Origin of the sequence: Paenibacillus pabuli, from assembly GCF_039831995.1 — a bacterium.
Lineage (GTDB): Bacteria > Bacillota > Bacilli > Paenibacillales > Paenibacillaceae > Paenibacillus > Paenibacillus pabuli_C.
In genome coordinates this window covers 1,789,591-1,813,103 of the sequence record NZ_JBDOIO010000003.1, presented here as the reverse complement: position 1 = coordinate 1,813,103, position 23,513 = coordinate 1,789,591, and the positions used below count along the sequence as shown (strand labels likewise).

Annotated in this window: 21 protein-coding genes; 18 read left to right on the top strand and 3 right to left on the bottom strand. The window is 49.1% G+C overall.

Annotation, left to right across the window (positions count from 1 at the left end; all coding sequences use genetic code 11):
* The first annotated feature begins 105 nt into the window (after positions 1-105).
* The 6 genes from ABGV42_RS10175 to coaD all read left to right on the top strand — a co-directional run bounded on the left by ABGV42_RS10175 (position 106) and on the right by coaD (position 5,919).
* On the top strand, positions 106-3,162 hold the full coding sequence (locus ABGV42_RS10175) for a glycoside hydrolase family 2 TIM barrel-domain containing protein (RefSeq protein WP_347381554.1): 3,057 nt from the start codon (positions 106-108) through the stop codon (positions 3,160-3,162).
* A 153-nt stretch (positions 3,163-3,315) separates the two neighbouring features.
* Complete coding sequence (locus ABGV42_RS10170; RefSeq protein WP_347381553.1) at positions 3,316-3,621, top strand: hypothetical protein; 306 nt, start codon at positions 3,316-3,318, stop codon at positions 3,619-3,621.
* A 111-nt stretch (positions 3,622-3,732) separates the two neighbouring features.
* On the top strand, positions 3,733-4,047 hold the full coding sequence (locus ABGV42_RS10165; RefSeq protein WP_347381552.1) for a hypothetical protein: 315 nt from the start codon (positions 3,733-3,735) through the stop codon (positions 4,045-4,047).
* Complete coding sequence (locus tag ABGV42_RS10160) at positions 4,044-4,475, top strand: hypothetical protein (protein WP_347381551.1); 432 nt, start codon at positions 4,044-4,046, stop codon at positions 4,473-4,475. The genes ABGV42_RS10165 and ABGV42_RS10160 overlap by 4 nt, the downstream gene beginning before the upstream one ends.
* A gap of 327 nt (positions 4,476-4,802) precedes the next feature.
* Positions 4,803-5,411: a 16S rRNA (guanine(966)-N(2))-methyltransferase RsmD gene (rsmD, locus tag ABGV42_RS10155; RefSeq protein WP_110822635.1), complete on the top strand. Its 609-nt coding sequence runs from the start codon at positions 4,803-4,805 to the stop codon at positions 5,409-5,411.
* 1 nt (position 5,412) lies between these two features.
* Positions 5,413-5,919: a pantetheine-phosphate adenylyltransferase gene (gene coaD / locus ABGV42_RS10150; RefSeq protein ID WP_095358817.1), complete on the top strand. Its 507-nt coding sequence runs from the start codon at positions 5,413-5,415 to the stop codon at positions 5,917-5,919.
* Here the strand turns inward: coaD and ABGV42_RS10145 are convergent.
* The gene (locus ABGV42_RS10145; RefSeq protein WP_347381550.1) at positions 5,897-7,147 is read right to left on the bottom strand and encodes a nucleoside recognition domain-containing protein; all 1,251 of its coding nucleotides are present in this window, start codon (positions 7,145-7,147) and stop codon (positions 5,897-5,899) included. The genes coaD and ABGV42_RS10145 overlap by 23 nt on opposite strands.
* Before the next feature lie 205 nt (positions 7,148-7,352).
* On the opposite strand from ABGV42_RS10145, the gene ABGV42_RS10140 reads away from it, so the two are divergent.
* Entirely contained in the window at positions 7,353-8,393 is a 1,041-nt protein-coding gene (locus ABGV42_RS10140) for a SepM family pheromone-processing serine protease (RefSeq protein ID WP_347381549.1), read from the top strand.
* A 149-nt stretch (positions 8,394-8,542) separates the two neighbouring features.
* Here ABGV42_RS10140 and ABGV42_RS10135 read toward each other — a convergent pair whose 3' ends face one another.
* Together ABGV42_RS10135 and hmpA are read right to left on the bottom strand one after the other, a co-directional pair.
* Positions 8,543-9,775 (bottom strand): nucleotidyltransferase, encoded by a 1,233-nt coding sequence (locus tag ABGV42_RS10135; protein WP_347381548.1) that lies wholly within the window; start codon positions 9,773-9,775, stop codon positions 8,543-8,545.
* Positions 9,776-10,027: 252 nt separating this feature from the next.
* On the bottom strand, positions 10,028-11,266 hold the full coding sequence (hmpA, locus tag ABGV42_RS10130; protein WP_347381547.1) for an NO-inducible flavohemoprotein: 1,239 nt from the start codon (positions 11,264-11,266) through the stop codon (positions 10,028-10,030).
* A gap of 453 nt (positions 11,267-11,719) precedes the next feature.
* Here hmpA and ABGV42_RS10125 point away from each other — a divergent pair, with 453 nt between their 5' ends.
* The 11 genes from ABGV42_RS10125 to smc all read left to right on the top strand — a co-directional run bounded on the left by ABGV42_RS10125 (position 11,720) and on the right by smc (position 23,454).
* The gene (locus ABGV42_RS10125) at positions 11,720-12,226 is read left to right on the top strand and encodes a YceD family protein (protein ID WP_347381546.1); all 507 of its coding nucleotides are present in this window, start codon (positions 11,720-11,722) and stop codon (positions 12,224-12,226) included.
* A gap of 65 nt (positions 12,227-12,291) precedes the next feature.
* Entirely contained in the window at positions 12,292-12,465 is a 174-nt protein-coding gene (gene rpmF, locus ABGV42_RS10120; RefSeq protein ID WP_090923906.1) for a 50S ribosomal protein L32, read from the top strand.
* Positions 12,466-12,880: 415 nt separating this feature from the next.
* Positions 12,881-13,429, top strand: coding sequence for a transcription factor FapR (gene fapR / locus ABGV42_RS10115; protein WP_239299296.1), 549 nt, complete (start codon positions 12,881-12,883; stop codon positions 13,427-13,429).
* Positions 13,426-14,421: a phosphate acyltransferase PlsX gene (plsX, locus tag ABGV42_RS10110; protein WP_347381545.1), complete on the top strand. Its 996-nt coding sequence runs from the start codon at positions 13,426-13,428 to the stop codon at positions 14,419-14,421. Before fapR ends, plsX begins: the two co-directional genes overlap by 4 nt.
* An 8-nt stretch (positions 14,422-14,429) precedes the next feature.
* Positions 14,430-15,419 (top strand): beta-ketoacyl-ACP synthase III, encoded by a 990-nt coding sequence (locus tag ABGV42_RS10105; RefSeq protein ID WP_347381544.1) that lies wholly within the window; start codon positions 14,430-14,432, stop codon positions 15,417-15,419.
* 27 nt (positions 15,420-15,446) lie between these two features.
* Positions 15,447-16,379: an ACP S-malonyltransferase gene (gene fabD, locus ABGV42_RS10100; protein ID WP_347381543.1), complete on the top strand. Its 933-nt coding sequence runs from the start codon at positions 15,447-15,449 to the stop codon at positions 16,377-16,379.
* 37 nt (positions 16,380-16,416) lie between these two features.
* A complete protein-coding gene (fabG, locus tag ABGV42_RS10095) occupies positions 16,417-17,166 on the top strand; it encodes a 3-oxoacyl-[acyl-carrier-protein] reductase (RefSeq protein ID WP_347381542.1) in 750 nt (249 codons plus the stop codon).
* A gap of 152 nt (positions 17,167-17,318) precedes the next feature.
* The gene (gene acpP, locus ABGV42_RS10090) at positions 17,319-17,552 is read left to right on the top strand and encodes an acyl carrier protein (RefSeq protein WP_024630176.1); all 234 of its coding nucleotides are present in this window, start codon (positions 17,319-17,321) and stop codon (positions 17,550-17,552) included.
* Positions 17,553-17,731: 179 nt separating this feature from the next.
* A complete protein-coding gene (fabF, locus tag ABGV42_RS10085) occupies positions 17,732-18,970 on the top strand; it encodes a beta-ketoacyl-ACP synthase II (protein ID WP_347381541.1) in 1,239 nt (412 codons plus the stop codon).
* Positions 18,971-18,983: 13 nt separating this feature from the next.
* Entirely contained in the window at positions 18,984-19,682 is a 699-nt protein-coding gene (rnc, locus tag ABGV42_RS10080) for a ribonuclease III (protein ID WP_347381540.1), read from the top strand.
* A gap of 196 nt (positions 19,683-19,878) precedes the next feature.
* Entirely contained in the window at positions 19,879-23,454 is a 3,576-nt protein-coding gene (smc, locus tag ABGV42_RS10075; RefSeq protein WP_347381539.1) for a chromosome segregation protein SMC, read from the top strand.
* The last annotated feature ends 59 nt before the right edge of the window (positions 23,455-23,513 follow it).

Below are 23,513 nucleotides of genomic sequence, written 5' to 3'. Positions count from 1 at the left end.
GCAATGGTGTACCTCTGTCTTTCTGTTTATTATTGGAAGAGGAAATACGGATTGAATCTTGAATAATTCATACTATACATTTCGTACTAGAGGGAGAGAGAGCCGATGAAAGCAACACAAGCAGATATCAACTGGTTGGGAGATGTAAGCGTTTTTGAGGTTAACCGTTTAAACGCTTACTCGGATCATCGTTACTACAGCACTATGGAAGAGGCGCAGGCTTCAGGTACCATGAAGATGCGTTATGACCTGAACGGAACCTGGAAATTCAATTATGCCGTTCGTCCGGATTGCCGGCCCGAGCTGTTCTACAAATCAGATTTCTCCTATGAAGGCTGGGATGACATCGAAGTGCCAGGGCACATTCAGCTTCAGGGGTATGGCCAAATTCAATATGTGAATACGCAATATCCTTGGGATGGGTTGAATGAACTGCGCCCGCCAGCACTGCCACAGGACAAAAATGCAGTAGGAAGCTACATTCGGACGTTCCACCTGCCATCAGGATGGCAGAACAATCCGGTATACATCTCCTTTCAGGGAGTAGAGTCAGCATTCTATGTGTGGCTGAATGGACAATTTGTAGGATACGGGGAAGATAGCTTCACTCCATCAGACTTCGATCTGACGCCATTCCTTCAGGATGGAGAGAACAGACTGGCTGTGGAAGTATATCAACGCAGCACGGGCAGCTGGCTGGAAGATCAGGACTTCTGGCGCTTCTCCGGCATTTTTAGAGACGTGTATCTCTATACCGTACCTGCAGCACACATTCGGGATCTGCGTGTGGTAACGGATCTGGACAAGTCCTACACAAACGGTACGCTGAACCTCGATTTGAAGCTGGAAGGTAAAGCTTCTGCCGGAGCACGAGTAGAGGCTGAGCTGCGCGATGCTGAAGGAAACACATGGAGAACATTTGGTGGTGTGGAAGTTACTAATGGTCTTGTTAGTCTTCAGGAAGAGATCGGTAAGGTAAACCTTTGGAGTGCGGAAATACCGTATTTGTATCGTTTATACATTCGTGTATATGATGCTGCAGGTCAGCTGGTTGAGGTTGTGCCTCAGTCTGTTGGTTTCCGCAAGTTTGAAATGATTGATAAAGTGATGCATATCAACGGTAAGCGCATTGTGTTCAAAGGAGTCAACCGTCACGAGTTCAACCCGCGCCGTGGTCGTGCCATTACCAAAGAGGATATGCTCTGGGATGTGCGTACTATCAAACAGAACAATATGAATGCGGTTCGTACATCACACTATCCGAACCAAAGCCTGTGGTATGAATTGTGTGACGAATACGGGTTGTATGTTATTGATGAGATGAACCTGGAGACACATGGTTCCTGGCAAAAGCTTGGCGCCGTTGAGCCTTCCTGGGTAATTCCCGGAGATAAACCAGAGTGGCATGACATTGTCATGGACCGCGCTGTATCCATGGTGGAGCGTGACAAAAACCACCCGTCCATTCTGATCTGGTCCTGCGGTAACGAGTCACATGGTGGTGAGGTCATCTATAAAGTATCCCAATACTTCAAGTCGGCTGATCCAACACGTCTGGTGCATTATGAGGGAGTTTTCCATGATCGTCGTTTTGATGAGACAAGTGATATGGAGACTCGCATGTATGCCAAGCCGGCAGACATTGAGGAATTCCTGAATGCGAATCCGACTAAGCCTTACATCAGCTGTGAGTACATGCACGCCATGGGGAACTCCATCGGTGGCATGCACAAGTATACGGAATTGGAAGATAAATACCCGATGTATCAGGGTGGATTCATCTGGGATTACATCGATCAATCCATTTACAAGAAAGATCGTTACGGCAAGGAATTCCTCGCTTACGGCGGTGACTTCGGAGATCGTCCTTCGGACTACTCGTTCTGTGGAAACGGCATCGTGCATGCGGATCGCAAAGTAACGGCCAAAATGCAGGAAGTGAAATTCCTGTATCAAAATATCAAGCTGTTCCCGGATCGGGAAGGCGTCAAAATCGTGAACGGCAACCTGTTCGCAGATACATCTGCATTGGAGCTGGTGTACAGCCTGGAACGCGAGGGACATGAAGTGCTGCGCGGAACATTGGAAGTCAATGTTCCGGCACAAAGCGAAAAGACAGTGAGTCTTCCACTGGATGCAGACACTCTGGCCGGCGGCGAATATGCAGTTAATACTGCATTTGTTCTAAAAGCGGCTACGCTCTGGGCAGATAAAGGTGACGAAGTCGCGTTTGGCCAATATATTTTCACACAGGATCAGGTTAATTCAGATGAAACAGCTGCAGATGATTCGAATCTGACGAATGATATTCAAGTGGTTGAAGGCGACGTGAATATTGGTGTCCGTGTAGGTCATACTCATGTGCTGTTCTCCAAAGCCTTCGGAACATTGGTATCCCTCAAACTGTCAGGCCGCGAGACGATTGCTCAGCCTCCTGCACCATTGTTCTGGCGGGCAACGACAGATAATGATAAAGGGACAGCAATGGGCTTCGAATTAGGTGCATGGTATGCCGCTAGTCTGCTGCCAAGATGTGTAGAGTGGAAGGCAGAACAGAAACCGGATCAATATCGAATTGAATTCACATACAAGCTCAACATTTCGGCAGATGTGCAAGTGAAAGTGGCTTATACGGTGCGTGCAGATGGAAGCGTGCATGTTCATAACGCTTACAAAGGAACAGCAGGATTGCCGGATCTTCCGATTCATGCCTTGACTTTCAAAACGTCACCGGAATACGGTAACGTGGAATGGCTGGCGATGGGACCTGAAGAAAACTATGCGGATCGTGCATTTGGTGCACGTTTGGGCATTCACGGCAGCACAGTGGCGGATACTGTTGCGCCATACCTGGTGCCACAGGAATCGGGTAACCGTACAGGAGTACGCTGGGCGAAGTTGACCGATGATGCAGGACGCGGCTTCAAAATTGAAGCTTCTGCAGCTCCCGTTGAGCTGAACGTATCGCCATATACGGCATTCGAACTGGAGAACGCACAGCATGCATACGAACTGCCGCCAGTGCATTATACGGTGGTTACTGTAGCCGGTAAACAAATGGGTGTTGGCGGTGATGATAGCTGGGGTGCGCCGGTTCATCCGGAATATCGCATTGCCTCGGACGGCGAATTGGAATTTGAATTTGTCATTCGCGCACTGTAAAAGTCTGATCAAATAAATACAGAACAGGGGTCTCCGTATATCGGATGGCCTCTGTTTTTGTTATAGAAAGAGAGTGGAGAATCGTATTTCGTGAAACCGCTGTCGAAGCTGCTTCGTACTGTAGGAGACATGGATTGAAGGAGGGGCATCAATATGAGCAGAAAGGCAAAAGCAGGTGTTTGGGTTACCGTACTGGCTGTGCTTGGCATCATTGTGGGGTGTTTTATCTGGTATTTTAATACGGCTTCGGGGGAGCGGGCGCTGAAAACGATGAGATCCAATAATTCCGGTGGTCTGGAACGCGTAGTTAAGGTATACAGTGACTCTGGGGAACTGATTCAGACGTATGAGGGGAAAATCGATGTGCAGGATACGGAATACGGAAATAAAGTGCTGTTTGACCTGGATGGGAAACGTGTTGTGATCTACAACGCAACGGTTATTACGGAAGAGAAATAACATGGAAACGCAAAATATGTCTTGGAGTCTAACTTGAGACACACATTTTCTTATATGGTAAAATAAAGGAACTTAAGGTAAAACAAATTTGGAGGTGAGAGGGGCATGTTCATGGAAATGTTAATTGCTCTAGTCGCAATCCTAGGTATGGGTGTGTTCTATGCTGTGCTTGTGTATTACCTCGTTCGTCTCATCTCCAAAAAAGCGTTTAAGCTTACGCTAACCAAGGCTGAGGCTATTGAAATATTGGTTTGGCTCGCGATTGTGTTCTTCAGTATTGTGATGATAATCAAGCAGAATTGGAATTTATTCTTACCGGTAGTTCTTCTGCTGGTCTCCATGGTTAACTTGCGGCGCTCCAATCGGAAATACCGGGAGATGAACGACAATGGAAAACCGGAGCATCAAGGAGGTGGGGGAATTTGAAACTGGGCAAAACATCCGACACGTCTGGTTTAACATCCGTTGCCTCACTATCTGACGAATTACAGCCTGTTTTTGAACAAGCTGAAATGAAGTATCCGGCATGTGATATCGAGCTGTTCTTTGTTTTTCGCTGCCTGCCGGAAGAATATGAACGAAAATCTTCGGTCAGATATGCCAAAAAGGAGCAGGTGATTTATTTTGACATGACGGTCAGCGAGGACCGTTACAAAGAGTTCAGTAAAAGAAGGCAACGGGTTGAGTTAGGTCATTCCTTTTATGCTTTTTTGAGTGAGAAGATAAAGAAATACAAAATAGCAAATTTGGATCATGCAGCGTTTCTGAATGACATGGAAGTTTGGCTCAAAGAAATCGGCTGGTTGGTGCCGGAAACAGATGTTGAAGTGGAAGAAGTCGTAACACCTTATTGAAGAAGGCATACAGTCTTACTAATGTTTCTATACATATTTGAAAGCAAATAAAAACAGGCCCTCTTTCGAGGGCCTATTTTTCATGGGAGAGGAGAAACCGGACGAAGAGCTTATGGGGAAACGTAAGTCTTCTCCGCGGTTGTCTACGACACTTGTGATGTCGATAATTATAGAATGGCCGAAATGTTTCCTTTTTATACATATGCGTCAACAACGGGTCAACAATTTTTTGAAATGAATGAAGTTAGACTATTTTTCAAACTGAACCCGAGTGTGGTACGATAGCTGTATCAATAAACTTACATAGAGAGAAAAGGTGACTCATCAGTGAGAGTGGTATCCGGGAGTGCGAAAGGCAGACCGCTGAAGGCTGTTCCTGGCAATGGAACACGTCCGACCACCGACAAGGTGAAGGAAGCGCTGTTTAGCATGATTGGCCCTTATTTTGAGGGCGGTACAGCATTGGATTTGTTTGCGGGTAGTGGTGGTCTCGGAATTGAGGCGCTGAGCCGCGGCATGGACAAGGCTGTTTTTGTTGATTTGGAATCCAAAAGTATTGAAGTGATCCGCGCCAATCTGAAGGCAACCAAGCTGGAGGATCAGGCAGCTATATACCGTAATGATGCAGGTCGTGCGTTAAAGGCGCTTGCCAAGCGAACGACACAATTTGATCTGGTGTTTCTCGATCCGCCTTACCGGATGAAAAACGGGGATGAGCTGATGCTTACGATGCATGAACTTGAACTGCTTAAGCCGGAAGCGACGATCGTGCTTGAATATGAATCCAAATATAGTTACCCTGAGCAATTCGGCCCGTTTGAACAAACGCGCAAGGCTGTGTATGGGGAGACAGCTGTGTCCATCTATGATTATGCACCTGAGGCATCGATTGATGGAGAAAACAGCATAGCAGAAGAGGAGGCTCCTCATGACTGAAATGATACACAGGCAGGAACGGATTGCCGTATATCCCGGGAGTTTTGATCCTGTAACGATGGGCCATCTGGACATTATCGCCAGGGCGTCCAAGCAATTTGACCGCGTCATCGTGGCTGTACTGAATAATATGAGCAAAAATCCACTGTTCACGGTGGAAGAGCGTAAAGCGCTCATTACAGAAGTTACAGGCCATCTGTCTAATGTGGAAGTGGATAGCTTCCGTGATCTGACAGCCAATTATGTTCGGCAAAAGGAAGCTCAGGTTATCGTACGTGGCATACGCTCCGTGACTGATTTTGAATACGAGCTGCAGCTTGCTTCCACCAACAGCAAGCTGAACCCGGATGCGGAAACCATCTTTATGATGACCAATCCGAAATATTCGTATTTAAGCTCCAGTATCGTCAAGGAAATTGCTCATTACCATGGAGATGTAACCGATCTGGTGTCCCCGGAAGTGGAAACGGCACTTCGCCGGAAAATCAGCGAGAAAAACGGCGGTTAACCCAGTGGGTCAAGCCGGACAGGCTGATCATAACGGCAAGAATAATCGCAAGTCCGATACAGACTGAGGGGAAGCTGCTCCATAAAATTTCCGCCGCAGCGTTGTTGCCTTCAAGCTGAGATTGCATTGGTAGCAGAGTGGTCTCATCCGGGCGCGCTGAAGACCAGAACGGAGCCCATGCCTCTGTGCTGTAGCGGCTGAAGGGGATCCAGAGGAAGACACTTAGGGTGAAGGCAATCAACGCATGAATTAAACGTACCGCAGCAAAATAGATCATGCTCTTGGCTGCCATTCCGGCGGATTTCATCACAGCGGAGACTTGTAAATGGGAGCACAATCCTCCCCAACCAAGAACAGCAGCAATCAGGGAAATCGTAAGCACGGGTGCCCAAGGCGTTTGACTTAATTGGTATGTGCCCAAATGCAGCTCCAACACAGAAGGCCAGAGGGCAACCGAACTGCCGGGCGTGAGATAAAGACCCAGAAGTCGTATAAATACGGCAAAACCGATCATGTAACCACCGGTCATCATCAGCGTTTGTACTGCATGAGACACGGTGTCACCCAGCAGTTTGCCGAATCCACGACCGTCTCGTGCTTGGGCTTCACGGGCGGCGCTCATCATTTGAAACCAAAGCCCATGATCCGGGTTGAGCTTGGGGGGGCTGGAGCTGTTCTCCTGTTTTTGCCGACCGGGATTAAACCGAATGGCAACGATGGCGGCTATCCAGCCGCTGAGCCAATGAATCATAAGCAGAAAGTATCCGGCACCAGGCTGGTGAAGAAAAGCGGCACCTATGACCAAAATGATCATCATCGGATTGGCGAAATGAGCTGCTGCGACCAGAATAATGGCCTGTTTGCCGGTTATTTGTTGATCCCGAACCAAACGCGACGCCGTGTCCGCTCCTGCAGGAAATCCTCCGCACATGCCGACGGCAAGGGCTAGTCCAGCTTCGCCGGGAAGGCGAAACCAACGCTGCATCAGTGGTCCCAGCAAGACGCCGAGAGCGTCCGTAAACCCAAATGCAGTGAGCATTTGCGACAGCATCAAAAATGGAAGCATGGCCGGAAAAATAATTTTCCACCAGATGTCCAATCCTTGAATGGAGGCATCGAAGGCATCTTTCGGAGATACCACTACAGCGACGACCAGTAACAAAGCGCCGGTACTAAGTAGTACCGACCTTATTGGGTTGGATCCTGTAACCTCGGTCTGCATTGTCATCGTTTCACCTCATATGAAATAGCGCCGATTCATTCGGCTGCAGTAATCGGATTGGACGGCCGAATGACGTCCAGGGGACGGTTCGGCCTTGACCGGACAAGCGACAGAAACCTGCGGCCTATCCGGCCTGTACCATTGTATGCGTGAGAATGAGGATGTTAGACTTATAATTATGGAAGAAACGCAAAGAACGGGGGCTCATGCGATGAATCGGATTCGAAAATCTGGCGGCTTCAGAGCTTCGATCTTTGTGATCGTGGTAGCTCTGGTTGTTTATGTTGCAGTGTATATGCCAACGCCATATATTATCTATATGCCTGGCAGCGCGGATGAAGTAAAACCGATGGTTACGGTAAAGGATGGGGACCAGGAAGAACGCGGTGTATTCATGATGACGACGGTGTCGGCAACATATGCCAATGTGTTTTTGCTAGGTACGTCCCTGTTTAACCGAAATATGCAAATTGACAAAAAGGAAGATCGCCTGCAAGGCAAAACGGAAGCAGAGTACTCCGCCGAACAGGTATGGTTCATGAGTGATTCCCAATCTTCCGCCATGGAAGCGGCTTATGAGCAGGCGGGGGTAAAGTATTCCATCGTTCCTGAGCATATCTTCGTGTTTGGTTTGTCAGAGGATCCGAAGCCACAGGGAGATATTGCTCCTGGCGATATTATCCTGGGCGTGGACGGAACAGCTACACCGGATAACACGGTATTATCTGCCCAGTTGAAGGATAAACAAGTGGGAGATACGGTAGAAATGCAATTGGAACGCGGAGGCGAGACGATTAGCCGTGATGTGAAGCTGATTGAAGTAAAAGACAGCAAAACGGGTGAAACCCGGCCAGGCTTGGGTGTAATGATCGGGACCGTTCAGAAAGTGAAGCCCGAGGATTCGAATAAACAAATTACTTTCACGGATACTCAGGTGGGTGGTCCTTCGGCCGGGTTGATGTTTACACTGGAAATTTATAATCAGCTTACTCCGGGAGACCTTACTCAAGGTCACCGAATTGCGGGCACGGGCACCATCACCAAGGAAGGCGTAGTCGGTGCAATTGGTGGTGTGGTGCATAAAATCGTAGCTGCGGATCGAAAAGAGGCGGAGATTTTCTTCGTTCCGAAACAGAATTATCAGGAAGCCGAAGCCAAAGCGGAACAGATTGGGACCAAAATGAAGTTGGTTCCAGTGAGTACGGTTGACGATGCTTTGGCTTATCTGAAAACATTGTCTGCCAAATCATAAGGTTGTAATTGAGAATGATCTGGAACAAGCGCATTATCAAGGAAGAATCAGAGTAAACAAACGGAAATCCCCTATGCGATCGTTTGAATAAACGACAAGACATAGGGGATTTTTTGATAAGAAGCTTTTAGCATGTTATTGTACAAAGCTTAGCATCGAACTGGCGGTTCATAATAGTCGCTGTACATGGCCCGTGTGTCCGTCCGCTCATAGGAGAGCGCATACGCTGCTTGTGCCTGCACATCAAGCTCCAGCTGATTGTGAGTGAAGGTAGATGGCTTCATGACAACAGGCAGGGACGAAGCCGTTCTCATATGTTTCAGCAGATGTTGGCCCTGTGCGTTAAATCCAAGGACACGAAGATAACCCGGGCCTTCGGCTAGTAGCTCGGGGGTGAACTCCGCTTTGGCATGATTCAACAAAATATGGGTCAGCATACGCTGCAGCTTGGTGCGCGTGTACCGTCTTGTTTTGAGCGCGTCCAGCAGCGATTCGACCGATGGCTCCGGAAGCTGAGCGAGTGCGCGGAGCAGCCTGTGCTCCAATCCTTCCGTGACTTCGGCGATATTTGCCAGCTCGGAGGCACGACGGGTTGCCGCGATGTGCAGCAGCGGCTGGGTAAAGCGCTCCCAGTGCACGGGAGCGCGTCCCGCTTGCCATTCGCGCTGCAGAATGGCAAGGGTTGCCGCCGGCACATATGGTGCGGCGGCTTGGGGACCGTCCGCCATCAGCAGGCGGCGGACGGCTGTTGCACTGGCGATCGCCCCCGGTCCGGGCGTCGCCTCATGATACGCGGCACCTGTACGTGCCGTCGTCAAGGGCCGGATCGCGCTGCCGAGTCGTTCCAGCGCGATCAGGTAGTGCAGCCCAAGCGAATTGTTGGGCTGCCCGAGCAGTGCAGCGGCGGCGTCCTCGTCCACGCCGCCGGGCGCCAGCGCTGCCGCCGCGCCTGCGTACGCGGCGGGGTAGCTGGCGCCTTCCCGCAGGCGGCGCGCGATGTCCTCGCCCAGCCCTGCGGGTTCCACAGCCAGCACGCGCGCAATGCGCTGCAGGCTGTCCAGGTCGCCGGACTCGCTGCCGAAGCAGAGCGAGTCCACGACCCCGGTACGGTGCAGCAGCGAGACTGCACCGAAGGCAAACCATTCGGCCGGTTGTACGGCATAAGCAACCGGCAGCTCAATCACCAGATCGGCGCCTGCGTGCAGCGCCATCTCCGTACGAGCCCTTTTCCCCACAATGGCGGGTTCCCCGCGCTGGAGAAAAGGGCCGCTCATGACGGCCACAACGGCATCTGCTCCGCTAAGTCGCTTGGCCTCCATCAAGTGATAGACATGTCCGTTATGCAGCGGATTATATTCAACAATAACACCTACAGCTTTCATCAGCGGGTACTCCTTTCAATGACAATGGTATATCTTCAAGTCCTGACTGGAATTTCATTCGAAATGGTGGATGATTATCATTGCTGCTTCGCTGAGCAGAACGTCTTGTTTAATAATAGGGGATACGAGCGTTCTTATTCAAATGAAAAGCTTTAAGAAAATGGAAAAAAGCACGGTGTCGCATTCAAATGAATACGGCCCATGCCTTCGGTGAGACTCTGCTAATCTTTTATTGTTCTTCTTCTTGAAAAATTAAATAACTTCGGATGCCGGAATCAGGTTTGTTTTGGGACCAAAGAACTCATAATGAATATTCTCAGGTGAAACGCCAATCTCGCATAGTGCCGCATAAATCGTCTGCATAAAGGGGACAGAACCGGTCAAATAGTAATGGGATCCCAGCGGCTCGCGGATAATCTGTGACAGCCAGGACGCATCCACATAACCTTCTCTGTGAAAACGTGATTGTGCACGGTCTTCTGGCGTTGGCTGTGCATAACAATAAAATGCGCGTATGTCCTCATGCAGTTCTGCCATTGCATTTACATGATCCCGGAAAGCATGGACTTCGCCATTTAGTGCAGCATGAACAAAAATGACTGAACGCCGGACATGGCTGTCAACCAATGTATTTAACATGCTGATCATCGGCGTGAGTCCGACCCCACCACTTAATAACACCACATCGCGTGTATCCTCCGTGTTCAGTGTGAAATCGCCTGCAGGAGCAGACAATTCGACCAAGTCCCCTTCGGTGATATGATCATGCAGATACGTCGATATAACACCGTCCGGTCGTTCATTCCGAGCGCTCTCACGTTTAACTGAGATACGGTAATACGGTTTTCCGGGAGCGTCCGAAAGGCTGTATTGTCTGATTTGTGCATACGTGTTTCCCTCAGGTTTCATCCGAAGGCTAATATACTGTCCGGGTTGATATGTCGCTATGGAATTGCCGTCCGTTGGTATCAAATAAAATGAAGTAATCAGGTCGCTTTCTTTTACTTTTTTGGCCACTTGGAAAGTTCGGAAACCTTCCCAGCCACCGTTCTGGTTTTCGCTCGCTGCGTACAGATCCTTCTCCAATCCGATAAAGACACCTGCAATGACATTGTAAGCGTCAGCCCAAGCAGCAATAATCTCCTCAGTCGCAGCATCACCGAGCACATCCTTGATCGCTTTCAGCAGATACGTGCCCACGATTTCGTATTGTTCCGGGGCAATGCCGAGACTGCGGTGTTTGTGCGCGACCTGGCGCACGGCTGGTAGGACCGCGGCGAGATTATCAATATGCAGGGCAGCAGCGTACACCATATTGGCAAGAGCGGCCTGTTGACGTCCCTGTTTTTGGTTAGCGTGATTGAAAATATTCAGCAGTTCAGGATGGTGTGTAAACATTGTTTTATAGAAATGGCTGGTAATGGCCTCACCGTGGACCTCAAGTACAGGTACTGTAGATTTGATTACTTGAATGGTATTTTCGCTTAACATGGATTTTTCCTCCCATAAATGGATTGACAAATTAGATGGAGAACCTTGCGCCATTAACTGTTGTGCGTGGCATATAGCAAGTATAGATAGGGTCAAAAGGGGGACGTGTGATCTACATCACACGAAAAATTAAAGAAATGTGTCTGTCATGCAAGCAAAAGGATTAACTTGTCGTATGGCGGAGAGAAAGTTTATAATGCTGTAGAGTGTTTTTGTCGTTCGGGTATCTTTCTCTTTCAAAAGGGTGTAAAGTTAAAAGTGTTGACAAACGTCTTGGAAAATCGGTATAATGATTTTTGTTTGTTAAGTCAATTTCATAATACTTTTAACGATGAAGCGTCAGAATACATACAGTCAAGATATGAAGTGCATAACCATCAGACTTGATCTGTATAACTGCCGTAAAGCATTTAACATGAATTATGAAATTGGTTTCGTTTGGAGTGATGGGAAATGTTATTGCCATTTCGCAAAGTGGCTATCAGTGACCGGCCCCTGCAGTTTAATGAACAGTGGGATATTAAGGAACTGATTTCTAACCGACAAGATATCACAGCCGTTACCCCGCTGACTGCGGATTTATCTGCAGAACAAGCAACGGGGGGCGTGGTGGATGTTCATGGCAAAGTGTCAGCAGGAGTGGACATGTTGTGCTCACGTTGTCTCAAGCCGATTAGTGAACATCTTCATATTGATTTTCATGAGCAATTCAAGCAGGGAAAACAGCCGGAGGACTTGCCTGAAGATGATGATACTGTCTATGTGGATGGAGAGGACATCGATCTGAAGCTATATGCCGAGGAAGCTTTTCTGCTGCACCTACCGTTTATACCGCTATGCAGCGATACATGCAAAGGGCTATGTCCAAAGTGTGGCCATGAGCTGAACGAGGGTGACTGCGGTTGCGATAACGAAGTTATCGACCCGCGGCTTGCAGGGCTCAAGGATTTTTTTAAATGAGCAAAATGAAAATCTAGTGTAACAAACTACCTGCAAAGGTTGATTTTGATAAGGAGGTGGGAATAATGGCAGTACCTCAACGGAGAACGTCCAAGACGCGTCGCGACAAACGTCGCACTCACTTTAAATTGGCTGTACCGGGCATGGTGAAATGTGAACAATGCGGCGAATTGAAGCTTGCTCACCACGTGTGCAAAGTGTGCGGAACGTACAAAGCAAGAGAGATCATCTCTCAATAATAGTTAGACATCAAGTAGTACTTCATTTCGATGAGGTACTACTTTTTTTGAATATTCAAATTGGTGTTCGTATTAAGGATCGGCTGACTTCGGTAACTGTTTCAGGAAGAAAGATTAGTAGAATGCAGGAGAGTGGCTGTTCAGCACAGAATGGTTTTTGCCCGCCCAGTCTTTCTTTTTGACACAGGATGAGATATACTATGCTTTAGTACCAGGTTCTAAGATTTGGGGTTACATAGACAAGAACCATAAATTCGTGTGATGAAAAACCTCTGGAGGTCAGAGGTTCAATTATAGAGAACGAAGTGAAACATATAGAACGGACCGGCATGGGACGCTTTCTTAAACGATACAGCGGGGGGTGTCAGGCATCGAACGTGTACCGAAGAGACAGAGGCAGCAGCAATTGACCAAAATGATCGAAGACAATCCGTTTGTAACGGATCAGGAGCTTACACGGCAGTTGAAGGTGAGTATTCAAACGATTCGCCTCGACCGGCTGGAGCTGGGGATTCCTGAGCTTCGTGAACGAATGAAACTGATGGCAGAGCGTTCGTATGACCAGGTACGCTCGCTTCCTCTGCATGAGATAATCGGTGATATTGTAGATTTGCAGCTGGACAAAAGCGGGATCTCCTTGTTTGAGATCAAGGAAGAGCATGTATTTTCGAGAACGGGAATTGCTCGTGGTCACTATGTGTTTGCCCAGGCTAACTCCCTGGCAGTCGCTGTCATTAATGACGAGATCGCATTGACGGCTTCGGCCGACATTCGATTTGTCCGTTCGGTTCATCTAGCCGAGAAATGTATTGCGAAAGCGTATGTGAGATCGATCTCGGGTCAGAAGGGGAAAGCGAAAGTTGAAGTGTTCACCTATGTGGGTGAGGAAATGGTGTTTCAAGGCAACTTTGTCATCTACCGTTCTGGTGGAGAAGACAGCCTAGAGGGAGGTCATCTGGAATGAAAATCGTCATTGATGCTATGGGAGGCGACCATGCACCCCAGGCAACGGTAGAAGGTGCAATTGCTGCCGCCGCGGAATGGGCAGATACACAGATCGTGCTTGTTGGCGATGAAGCTAAACTGGAACCACTTTTGAATCAGTCAGCTGCGAAGCCGGCTAACCTGTCTGTTCGTCACGCTTCGGAAGTGATCGGTTCAGATGATGAACCCGTTAAGGCGGTTCGTCGCAAAAAGGATGCCTCCATGGTGGTCGCGGGCCGCATGCTTAAGGAAGGCGAAGCGGATGCGATGATCTCTGCGGGCAATACCGGAGCACTCATGACAACAGGGCTGCTCGTGGTGGGCCGCATGGAAGGCATTGAACGCCCGGCGCTTGCGCCAATGATTCCAACGATAGATGATGTTGGCGTGCTTGCGCTTGACTTGGGTGCGAATATGGATGCCAAGCCCGAACATTTGGCACAATATGGACTTATGGGTAGCTTATATCGGCAGAAAGTGCAAGGCGTAGACTCACCCAGAGTGGGGTTGCTCAATGTCGGAACGGAGCCAGGCAAAGGGAATGAACTAACGAAGCACGCTTACCCGCTCCTGGAGCAGCTGCCGATTCGATTCGTCGGTAACGTGGAAGCACGCGATGTACTTACAGGTGCTTGTGACGTTCTTGTCTGTGACGGGTTTGCCGGCAATATATTGCTGAAATCACTGGAAGGCACAGCGGGGGCCATCTTCGCATTGCTTAAGGAACAGTTCTCATCGTCGCTGAAAAGCAAACTGGCTGCTGCTGTGCTCATGCCTGAGCTGCGCGGTCTGAAACGGAAATTGGATTATACCGAGCATGGCGGTGCGCCGCTTCTCGGTTTGAGCAGACTGGTTGTGAAGAGCCATGGATCAGCGGATGGCAATGCGATCAAAAACGCTGTTCGCCAAGCGAGAATTGCAGTGCAGAACCAACTGGTAGAGAGCATATCTAAGGAAATTAGCGGGAAGTGAGTGACGACATGAATAATTTGCGCCCGGTAGGGGTTATCGGTACAGGAAAATATGTGCCTGAGAAAATATTGACAAACAGTGACCTTGAAAAAATGGTGGATACCAATGACGAGTGGATCGTCAGCCGCACTGGAATCAAGGAACGTCATATCGCAGCTCCAGAGCAGGCGACTTCGGACCTGGCATACGAAGCAGCTATTAAGGCACTTGAGTCTGCTGGAATGACAGGCAGTGATCTGGATTTGATTATCGTAGCAACAATTACGCCGGATTCGGCATTTCCGTCTACGGCCTGCATTCTGCAGGATAAGCTCGGTGCCAAAGGCGCTGCGGCGTTTGATTTGTCTGCTGCATGTTCAGGGTTTGTATATGGCCTTGCGACAGCAACCAGCTTTATCCAAAGTGGCATGTATAACAACGCGCTTGTTATTGGTGCGGATTGTCTATCCCGGATCACGGACTATACAGACCGTAACACATGCGTATTGTTTGGTGACGGAGCAGGCGCAGTGGTTATTGGCGAAGTTCCTGAGGGTCGTGGATTCAAGTCGTTTGACCTTGGAGCCGAAGGTGCAGGTGGCGGCCTGCTTCAACTGGAAGGTGGCGGTTCCCGTCTGCCTGCATCCGCAGAGACTGTCGAAAATAAAAAGCATTACATTTACATGAATGGTCGTGAAGTGTTCAAATTTGCCGTGCGTGTTATGGGAACAGCAACGGATGAGGTTCTTCGTAAAGCAGGTTTGGAACGCACAGACGTGGATCTGTTTGTTCCTCACCAGGCCAATATTCGTATCATTCAATCCGCCATGCAGCGACTTGAGCTTCCGGAAGAGAAGGTAGTTGTCAACGTAGACAAATACGCCAATACTTCCGCTGCATCGATCCCGCTTGCACTGGTGGAGGCTGCTGAAGAAGGACGCATGAAAGCCGGCGACACCATCTTGATGGTTGGGTTCGGAGGCGGACTGACTTGGGGTGCATCTGTACTCGTTTGGTAAATTAGATAGCTGGGAGAGATAAATCTAATGAGCAAAATCGCATTTGTATTTCCCGGACAGGGATCACAGGCTGTAGGCATGGCCAAGGACGCGTATGAGTCCGTGCCTGCGGCAACAGAAATTTTCCGTACAGCGGATGAGGAGCTAGGCTTTTCGTTGAGCAATCTCGTATTTGAAGGACCAGAGGCCGAGTTGAAACAGACATCAAATACACAACCGGCGCTGCTCACTGCAAGTATTGCACTACTTGAGGCGTTTAAAGAAAAAGGGATTACGCCCGACTATACGGCTGGACACAGTCTGGGTGAATACAGTGCTCTCGTTGCAGCGGGCGTTCTGTCGTTTGCTGACGCTGTGAGCATTGTACGGGCACGTGGTCAGTTTATGGAACAAGCAGTACCAGGTGGGCAGGGAGCAATGGCTGCTGTACTGGGTGCGGATCGGGAAGCGCTGGGGGTGCTTTGCCGGGACGTATCTGAAACTGGTCATGCGGTTGAACTTGCTAATATGAACTGTCCGGGTCAAATTGTTATCTCCGGTGTCAAGGAAGGTGTGGCTGCCGTAGCGGAACGGGTGAAGGAAGCTGGCGGCAAGCGTGCTATTCCACTGGAAGTGAGCGGGCCTTTCCATTCCTCATTGATGAAGGAAGCCGCCGGAAAACTGGCAGAGAAACTGGAAACCGTAACATTCTCGCCAGCCAAGGTTCCTGTGGTCGCCAACGTGACCGCAAGACCCGTTGAAAATGGACAGGTTCAACAATTGTTGACAGAACAGGTCTATTCTCCGGTTTTATGGGAAGACAGTGTGACATGGCTTATTGAGCAGGGTGTAGATACCTTCGTTGAGATTGGTTCTGGAAGTGTATTGACCGGATTGATTAAAAAAACAGATAAATCCGTAAAATTGTACAATGTGAACAGTCTTGAAACGCTTGAAGCTACTGCAGCTGCGTTGAAGTGATTAAATGACAGGTTATTTGGGGAAAGGAGGAATTATGTTGTCTAAACCGTTAGAAGGCAAAAACGCACTGGTAACCGGCGCATCCCGCGGAATTGGCCGCAGCATCGCACTCGCTTTGGCTGAAGCCGGTGCCAATGTGGCCGTAAACTATGCAGGCAGTCAGGCTGCTGCTGAAGAAGTTGCGGAAGCAATTCGTGCCAAGGGAGTTCAGGCGATCACCATTCAAGCGAATGTTGGAATAATGGATGAAGCTGAACAAATGGTCAAAGCTACTCTTGAAGCTTGGGGAAATGTCGACATTCTGATTAACAATGCAGGGATTACACGTGACAATCTGATCATGCGCATGAAAGAGGAAGAGTTTGACCAGGTTATTGAGACCAATCTCAAAGGGGTATTTAACTGCCTTAAAGCCGTAACTCGTCCAATGATGAAACAACGCTCGGGCAGAATTATCAATATCTCTTCTGTTGTTGGTGTTCTGGGTAATGCCGGACAAGCCAACTATGTTGCTGCCAAGGCAGGGGTAATCGGTCTGACCAAGGCTTCCGCTCGTGAACTGGCTTCTCGTGGCATCACGGTTAACTGTGTAGCACCGGGGTTCATTGAGACGGATATGACCAAGGAATTGTCACAGGAACTCGTTGATGGTATGCTGAGTGGCATTCCACTGTCCCGACTGGGTCAGCCGGATGAAATTGCTGGGGTTGTTACATTCCTGGCATCGGAAGCCTCATCGTATATGACAGGGCAGACATTGCACGTCGATGGCGGCATGTACATGTAAAACTTCCCGGACTTAAAATAATAGTCGGGGAACAGGCGCTGGACGATCCGAAATGCCGGAAAAAGGCCGGATTCCCCGGCCGGGAGCCGCATATGTCTTCTATGGCATTTTGCCTGCGATTCTCGTATAATACCAAGGAGGAGGTGAACCGGATGTCCGATGTATTGGAGCGTGTAAAACGCATCGTCGTCGACCGCTTGGGCGCAGACGAAGCTGAAGTTACACTTGAAGCATCTTTCAAAGAAGATTTGGGTGCTGATTCTTTGGATGTAGTAGAATTGGTCATGGAATTGGAAGATGAATTCGATTTGGAAATCTCTGATGAAGATGCAGAAAAAATCACGACCGTAGGTGAAGTTGTAAACTACATACAATCTCATACCTAAAGTCAATTTCAGTCCCGCACCTGTTTTCGAATAGGCGGGACTTCTCATCATTCATTGGTTTTTCTCATTCCGCAGCGATGCTGATCCAGCTTGATTTTTGGATCGGGACGGTTTAGCATCCGCTTGCGGATATTCCCACAAAATAATTGCGTAAGCAGTCGATATAGAGGTGAGTCGGTTTGAAACAAAGAGTAGTAATTACCGGAATGGGCGTAATGACATCGCTCGGAAAAGATTTGGAAACGTTCTGGGGAAGTTTAATGGCAGGCAAGTCCGGAATCTCTCAGATTGAGGCCTTTGATGTGAGTGAATACACGACACAAATTGCTGCCGAAATTAAGGATTTCAACCCGGATGAATATATGGATCGTAAAGATGCTCGCAGAATGGACCGTTTTGTTCAATTTGCTGTAGCAGCAGGTTTCAAAGCTGTAGAGGATAGTGGTTTGAAGATCAATGAGAACATCGAAGCAGAGCGCTTTGGCGTATCCATCGGATCAGGTATTGGCGGATTGGGAACGTGGGAGGACCAGCACAATGCATTGCTGCAAAAAGGTCCAAAACGGGTAAGCCCATTCTTCATCCCTATGATGATTTCTAACATGGCTTCTGGCCAAATGTCGATTTCTCTTGGAGCTAAAGGTCCGAACACCAACGTTGTCACCGCCTGCGCTACAGGGACGCATTCCATCGGGGACTCTTTCAAGATGATTGCAAATGGTGATGCAGACGCAATGATCTGCGGTGGTGCGGAGGCGACAATCAGACCAACGGGACTGGCTGGTTTCTGTGCTATGCGCGCGATGTCGACACGCAACGACGAACCGGCTAAGGCAAGCCGTCCTTTCGATACTGGACGTGACGGATTCGTTATGGGTGAAGGAGCAGGCATTCTGATTCTGGAATCGTTGGAACATGCTCAAAAACGTGGTGCACGTATCTATGGTGAAGTAATCGGTTACGGTCTGACTGGCGATGCGCATCATATGACTGAGCCGGATCCGGATGGAGCAGCACGCTGCATGAAGATGGCTCTTCGCAATGCTGGAATTGAACCAGAAGAAGTAGACTACATCAATGCACACGGAACATCAACTCCTGTAGGTGACCGGTCCGAAACGCTGGCGATCAAAAAGGCGTTTGGTGATCACGCGTACAAGCTTGCAGTAAGTTCCACCAAATCAATGACAGGTCACATGCTGGGTGCAGCCGGTGGCGTGGAAGCCGTAATCTGCGGATTGTCTCTGACTCATCAGACACTCGCACCTACGATCAATTTGGAAAATCAGGATCCGGAATGTGATCTGGATTATGTTCCGAATGTTCCGCGTGAAACCAATGTGAACGTAGTTATGTCCAACTCGTTTGGATTCGGCGGTCACAATGCTACCATTATTCTCAAAAAATTTGAAGCATAAGGGGCTAGTTCGTTTGAGTGAAGATCTGAAGCAGTTACAACACAAACTTCAAATCAAATTTGACAACAGGCAGCTTCTAAAACAAGCGTTTACCCATGCTTCTTATGTAAACGAACACCGGTTCAGTCAGCACCAGGATAACGAGCGTCTGGAGTTTTTGGGCGATGCGGTGCTTGAGTTGACTGTATCGGAATACTTGTATCATTTGTATCCTAACCGTCCGGAAGGTGAATTAACGAAGCTGCGGGCATCTATTGTCTGCGAGCCTTCCCTCGTCAAATTTGCAGAAGCACTTGGTTTTGGTCAGTATGTACTTCTTGGTAAAGGTGAGGAACTGACGGGAGGACGAACACGGCCGGCTTTGCTGGCTGATGTGTTTGAATCTTTCATCGGTGCATTGTATCTGGATCAGGGACTGGAGCCAGTCCGAACGTTTCTGGACCAGCATGTTTTTCCGTTGATCGTTCTCGGCAGCAAGCTTCAGATGAGCGATTACAAGACGGAACTGCAGGAACTCACTCAGCATCATAATATGGGAGCTCTTGAGTATCGGATCGTCGAAGAACGGGGCCCTGCCCATGAACGTGAGTTTGTCTCGGAGGTCCATATGGGTCAAGAACGGCTTGGTAGAGGTACAGGACGTTCCAAAAAGGAAGCCGAGCAGCAGGCTGCATCCGCAGCGCTTGATCGATTGAAGCTTCCGGAAGCCTGAGCTATACCGGGTAGCGCATAGACAAACGAAGAGCAAAGAGCAGCCCCTCGGGTCCGCCCCGGCGGAAATTATCGGCCGGACTGCTTTTTGCTCTTTTTTTTGTAAAGAGAGGATTGGGGAGAATGATTCATTCCTGATCCATGATCAGCGCTGAAGGAGCACTTGAAATAAGCAAGAGGAGGTGACGGGATACCCTATGTTTCTGAAACGAATTGAACTGGGTGGATTCAAGTCATTCGCCGACAAAACAGAGATGGAATTCGTTCGCGGCATTACGGCAGTAGTGGGTCCGAACGGAAGTGGCAAGAGTAATATTTCAGACGGGATTCGCTGGGTGCTTGGGGAACAAAGTGCCAAATCACTGCGGGGCGGCAAAATGGAAGACATCATTTTTGCAGGCAGCGATGCAAGGAAAGCCGTCAATTATGGTGAAGTGTCGTTAACGCTGGATAATGAGGACCACGCGCTTGCCCTTGATTTTGGTGAAGTGACAGTGACTCGTCGTGTACATCGCAGCGGGGACAGTGAATATTTTATCAACAAGCAGTCATGCCGGCTGAAAGATATAACGGAATTGTTTATGGACACCGGGATCGGGAAGGAAGCCTACTCCATTATCGGTCAGGGACGTATCGAGGAAATTTTGAGTACTCGTTCCGAGGATCGCAGAGGTATTTTTGAAGAGGCATCCGGTATTGTAAAGTATAAATCCCGCAAGCGGGACGCCACACGCAAACTGGATGAGACGGAGCAAAACTTGCTGCGTATTCATGATTTGGTTACAGAACTGGAGGACCAGATTGGCCCGCTGAGAGAACAATCGGAAAAAGCGATTCACTACAAGGAATTGCGTGGACAGCTAAAATCAAAAGAAATCTCCATGTACGTTTACCAGATTGAGCAGATTCATGCATCCTGGAGCAAGGCGAACGAACGGTTACAGTCGTTAAAAGAAGAAGAAGTTGGCCTTGCCGCAATTGTTTCCACACATGATGCCAAGCTGGAGAGCGACCGGAATGCACTTCGAATCTTGGAGACGGAGACAGAACAGCTGCAATCCGCCTTGCTGCAATTCAGTGAAGCAACGGAGAAAAGTGAAGGTCTTGGAGAATTGCTCAAAGAACGTTCTCGTCATTTGCAAACCAATCATGAGCAGCTCACGGTTACACTTGCTGCGAGTGAAGAACGACATCGGGAACGTGAAGCTGAGCTGCTTGCATTACGCGAGAAGTTTGGCAAGCTGGAGCAGGAACTGGGTGAAGTGAGAAACCGCCTGTCTGAGGAAGAAGCGAAGCTCATAGGCGTTACTGGCGGAATCAGTCAGCAGCAGGAAGAAAGCCTCAAGGGGAATTTGCTGGAACTGATGAACCAGATGGCTCAGACGCGTAACGAGATTCGGTATGCCGATCAGCAGAAAGAGTCGCTTGAACGTCGAATGAACCGCGCATCCGAGGAATCCGGCAAGTGGGAAGAGCAAAAGGAAACGCTCGAAGCCCGAAAAGCGGAGATCGAGAAGAAAGTGATTCGTTTGGGTAAAGAGATCAGCGATTTGCGCGGTGGATACATTACTGAAAGTGAACGTCTGCAATCCTTGCAGAAGCTGCTCGAAGAGAGTCGCAGCACAGTTCGTAAATGGGAACAGAAGCGCGAAGCACAGGTATCCCGCCGGGATACGATGAAAGAGATGCAGGATGATTTCGACGGGTTTATGCTTGGGGTCAAAGAAGTCCTCAAAGCTTCCCGCAAAGGTACTCTTAGTGGTGTGCATGGAGCCGTGGCGGAACTGGTCAAGGTTCCTGAAAAGATCGAACTGGCTGTGGAAACCGCAATGGGGGCTGCACTGCAGCATGTCGTGATGGAGAACGAGTCCGTCTCAAGACAGGCCATCGCATTCCTGAAGCAGCGTCAGCTCGGTAGAGCCACATTCCTGCCGCTCGATGTCATTCGTCCGCGTACTGTTGGTTCCAGTGAGCGTTCCATGATCGAAGGCATGGATGGCTTCGTGGGGATTGGTGCTGATCTCGTACACTATGATTCCCGTTATGCCAATATCATCGGAAGTCTACTCGGGAATGTCATCATTGCCGAAACGCTGGAATACGCCAATAAAATTGCGGCACGCTGTCAGTACCGTTTCCGCGTTGTAACCCTTGAAGGGGATGTGGTCAATGCGGGCGGTTCCATGACAGGGGGGAGCCAGCATAAGAAAAATGTAAGTCTGCTCAGCCGGAAACGGCAGCTGGACCAACTGGATCAGGATATTTTGGATACCGAAAACCAGATTGTGAAGCTGCACCGCAGTGTTGATGATGTGAAAGTCCAATTGGAACAATGCCAGGACAAGCTGGATGAGCTGCGTCAGTCGGGTGACGATACACGAAATGCTGAACAGCAGGCATCCATGGAAATGAAACAGGTCGAGCACGAGCTGCGCCACGTGTTGGAACAGGTTGCGGTAGCCGGCCAGGAGAAAAGCGGATTTACCGAAGAAATCAAAGAGATGGATACGGCACGCGAAGCAGCTGTGCAGAAACTGGAGCAGCTTGAAGAGGAAGAGAAGGCGACTCACCGTGCCATTCATGCTGCAGAGTTTGCACGCAAAGCAAATGAGTCTGCGAAGGAAGAGCTGCAAAGCCAGTTGACCGAACTGAAAGTCAGAGAGGGTAAGCTGGATCAGGAACGGTTTTCAAATGAGGAGCAGCTGCGCCGATTGGAGCGGGAAGTGGAGTCGCTGGTCAAAGATTTACGTCAGAACCGGACACTGCTGGCTTCCATGGAAGCAGACCTGAAGAAAACGCAGGTGGAGAGCGTCAAACAGATTGAAGATCTGAATCAGTTCAAGTTGAAGAAAACGGAAGCTTCCGAGCAGCTGGATTTGAAACGTGCTGCACGAAGTGAGCTGTCGAGGAAACTTGAACTTGCTGAGAGTGAAACGAAGGAACAGCGTACTCAGTTAAAAGCGGTAGAGGAACAGATGCGACAGACGGAAATTTCCGTCAACAGGCTTGATGTTGAACTGGAAAACATCCTGCGCAAACTGATGGACGACTATGAACTTGGTTATGAGCTCGCCAAAGAGCGATATCCTGTACCGGAAGATGTAGAGACGACTCAGACAGAGGTGCAGAAGCTTAAGCGCAGCATCTCAGCTCTGGGTGAAGTCAATCTTGGCGCGATTGAGGAATTCCAGCGGGTCAATGAACGATACGAGTTCCTTAGTGAGCAGAAAAATGATCTGGTGGAAGCCAAAACGACGTTGTACCAAGTCATCCGTGAAATGGAAGATGAGATGGCTAAACGTTTCAAGACAACCTTTGATGCCATTCGCCGTGAATTCGGTACGGTATTTACCAAGCTATTTGGCGGTGGACGTGCGGATCTGGTTCTGATGGACCCGGAACGGCTTCTGGAAACCGGAATTGATATCGTCGCCCAGCCACCAGGCAAAAAACTGCAGAACCTACAGTTGTTATCGGGCGGAGAACGCGCATTAACGGCAATGGCGCTGTTGTTCGCCATCTTGCACGTGAAGCCTGTACCATTCTGTGTTCTGGATGAGGTCGAGGCTGCGCTGGATGAGGCCAATGTGGTACGTTTTGCCCAGTATTTGCGTGAATTCTCCGAACAGACACAGTTTATCGTCGTTACTCACCGGAAGGGCACAATGGAAGAAGCGGATGTTCTATATGGTGTCACCATGGAAGAGGGCGGAGTATCGAAGCTGGTTTCGGTTAGACTGGAAGATGAGGAAGCCGAAATAGCTAGTGCTTAAAGAATTCTCTATAAATCAAGAACTTGTTAATTAAATAAACAGCACTAAGATTATGTACA

What these genes read in the sequence shown, in the direction of transcription:
- ABGV42_RS10175 (WP_347381554.1), top strand. Translation starts at nt 106, where the DNA reads ATGAAAGCAACACAAGCAGATATCAACTGGTTGGGAGATGTAAGCGTT.
- ABGV42_RS10170 (WP_347381553.1), top strand. Translation starts at nt 3,316, where the DNA reads ATGAGCAGAAAGGCAAAAGCAGGTGTTTGGGTTACCGTACTGGCTGTG.
- ABGV42_RS10165 (WP_347381552.1), top strand. Translation starts at nt 3,733, where the DNA reads ATGGAAATGTTAATTGCTCTAGTCGCAATCCTAGGTATGGGTGTGTTC.
- coaD (WP_095358817.1), top strand. Translation starts at nt 5,413, where the DNA reads ATGATACACAGGCAGGAACGGATTGCCGTATATCCCGGGAGTTTTGAT.
- ABGV42_RS10145 (WP_347381550.1), bottom strand. Translation starts at nt 7,147, where the DNA reads ATGACAATGCAGACCGAGGTTACAGGATCCAACCCAATAAGGTCGGTA.
- ABGV42_RS10140 (WP_347381549.1), top strand. Translation starts at nt 7,353, where the DNA reads ATGAATCGGATTCGAAAATCTGGCGGCTTCAGAGCTTCGATCTTTGTG.
- ABGV42_RS10135 (WP_347381548.1), bottom strand. Translation starts at nt 9,775, where the DNA reads ATGAAAGCTGTAGGTGTTATTGTTGAATATAATCCGCTGCATAACGGA.
- hmpA (WP_347381547.1), bottom strand. Translation starts at nt 11,266, where the DNA reads ATGTTAAGCGAAAATACCATTCAAGTAATCAAATCTACAGTACCTGTA.
- ABGV42_RS10125 (WP_347381546.1), top strand. Translation starts at nt 11,720, where the DNA reads ATGTTATTGCCATTTCGCAAAGTGGCTATCAGTGACCGGCCCCTGCAG.
- rpmF (WP_090923906.1), top strand. Translation starts at nt 12,292, where the DNA reads ATGGCAGTACCTCAACGGAGAACGTCCAAGACGCGTCGCGACAAACGT.
- fapR (WP_239299296.1), top strand. Translation starts at nt 12,881, where the DNA reads ATGATCGAAGACAATCCGTTTGTAACGGATCAGGAGCTTACACGGCAG.
- plsX (WP_347381545.1), top strand. Translation starts at nt 13,426, where the DNA reads ATGAAAATCGTCATTGATGCTATGGGAGGCGACCATGCACCCCAGGCA.
- ABGV42_RS10105 (WP_347381544.1), top strand. Translation starts at nt 14,430, where the DNA reads ATGAATAATTTGCGCCCGGTAGGGGTTATCGGTACAGGAAAATATGTG.
- fabD (WP_347381543.1), top strand. Translation starts at nt 15,447, where the DNA reads ATGAGCAAAATCGCATTTGTATTTCCCGGACAGGGATCACAGGCTGTA.
- acpP (WP_024630176.1), top strand. Translation starts at nt 17,319, where the DNA reads ATGTCCGATGTATTGGAGCGTGTAAAACGCATCGTCGTCGACCGCTTG.
- smc (WP_347381539.1), top strand. Translation starts at nt 19,879, where the DNA reads ATGTTTCTGAAACGAATTGAACTGGGTGGATTCAAGTCATTCGCCGAC.